Genomic DNA, 1,726 nt, shown 5'->3' with positions numbered 1-1,726 from the left:
GGACGGAGTTCGATCATGTCAGGTTTCACGATTTCCAGACGCACGATGCTTGCCGGCTCGGCAATGCTGCTGGCCTCCACCGCAATGCCGGCACCGGGCTGGGCGCAGACGCCAAAGAAGGGCGGGCGACTGGTGCTTGCCGCCGATTCCGAACCGCGCAACCTCAACCCGGCGATCGTCGCCTCCAACGGCGTGTTCTTCATCTCCAGCAAGATCGTCGAAACGCTGGCCGAAGCCTCCTTCGACGGCAAAGACGGTCTCGCGCCACGGCTGGCGCTGAGCTGGGAAGGTGCCGCCGACGGGCTCTCGGCGACGTTCAAACTGCGCGACGGCGTCAAATGGCATGACGGCAAGCCGTTCGCCTCGGCCGACGTCGCCTTCTCGGCGCTGCAGATCTGGAAGCCGCTGCAGAATCTCGGCCGCACCGTATTCAAGGATCTGGCCAGCGTCGACACCCCCGACGATCTCACCGCCGTGTTCAAATTCGCCAAGCCGACGCCGTTCCAGCTGATCCGCAACGCGCTGCCGGCGCTGAGCAGTGTGGTGCCGAAGCACATCTATGAGGTCGGCAAGATCGAGGACAACCCGGCCAACAACGCGCCCATCGGCACCGGACCGTTCAAATTCGGCGAGTACAAGGCCGGCCAATATTACCGGCTGACCAAAAACGCCGACTACTGGGGCAAGGACGAGCCCTATCTCGACGAGATCATCTATCAAGTGCTGCCGGATCGCACGTCAGCGGCGAGCGCGCTGGAGGCCGAGGAGATCCAGCTCGCAGCCTTTTCCGCCGTGCCGCTGGCCGACCTCGACCGCATCTCCAAGGTGCCGGGCCTGAAGGTGATCTCCAAGGGTTACGAAGGGCTGACCTATCAGCTCGTCGTCGAGATCAACCATCGCCGCAAGGAACTGGCCGACCTGAAAGTGCGGCAGGCGATCGCGCATGCCATCGACAAGGATTTCGTCGTCAAGACGGTGTTCCTCGGCTATGCCGCGACAGCCACCGGTCCGGTGCCGAAGAACGATCCGCAATTCTACACCGCCGACGTGCCGACCTATGCCTTCGACGTCGCCAAGGCCAACGCGCTGCTCGACGAGGCTGGCTACAAGAAAGGCGCCGACGGCAACCGCTTTTCGCTCAAGCTGCTGCCTGCGCCCTATTTCAACGAGACCAAGCAGTTCGGCGACTATCTGCGCCAGGCGCTCGCCGCCATCGGCATCGATGCTCAGCTGGTCAACAACGACTCGGCCGCGCACATCAAGGCGGTCTACACCGACCACGCCTTCGACCTCGCTGTCGGCCCGCCGGTGTTCCGCGGCGACCCGGCGATCTCGACCACCATCCTGGTGCAGAGCGGCATTCCGGACGGCGTGCCGTTCTCCAACCAGGGCGGCTACAAGAACGACGCGCTCGATGCGCTCATCGCCAAGGCATCGGAGACGCTCGATACATCAGCCCGCACCGACCTCTACAAGGAATTCCAGAAGGAGGTGGCCACCGACCTGCCGCTGATCAACGTCGCCGAATGGAGTTTTATCAGCGTCGCGCGCGACACCGTCGGCAACATCGCCAACAACCCGCGCTGGGCGGTGTCGAACTGGGCGGACACGTATTTGGAATCGTGACAGAATTGCGCGGATGAGAGTTCGCGAAATCAGCGTAGGCGTTGAGCCCTACGAGGCCCCCCTCTGTCCTGCCGGACATCTCTCTTGGGCGACTCAGTGC

At 63.3% G+C, this 1,726-nt stretch carries 1 protein-coding gene; it reads left to right on the top strand.

Going from position 1 to position 1,726, the window contains the following annotated elements; genetic code table 11:
• Positions 1-15: 15 nt before the first annotated feature.
• A complete protein-coding gene (locus EN984_RS33525; RefSeq protein WP_127384302.1) occupies positions 16-1,626 on the top strand; it encodes an ABC transporter substrate-binding protein in 1,611 nt (536 codons plus the stop codon).
• Positions 1,627-1,726 lie beyond the last annotated feature (100 nt).

Source organism: Mesorhizobium sp. M7A.F.Ca.CA.004.12.1.1, from assembly GCF_003997835.1.
Taxonomy (GTDB): domain Bacteria; phylum Pseudomonadota; class Alphaproteobacteria; order Rhizobiales; family Rhizobiaceae; genus Mesorhizobium.
The sequence above is the reverse complement of the archived record's forward strand: the minus strand, read 5'-3'. Positions and strand labels throughout refer to the sequence as shown.

Excerpts from the sequence above, each read along its gene's own strand:
- EN984_RS33525 (WP_127384302.1), top strand. The coding sequence starts at position 16 with ATGTCAGGTTTCACGATTTCCAGACGCACGATGCTTGCCGGCTCGGCA.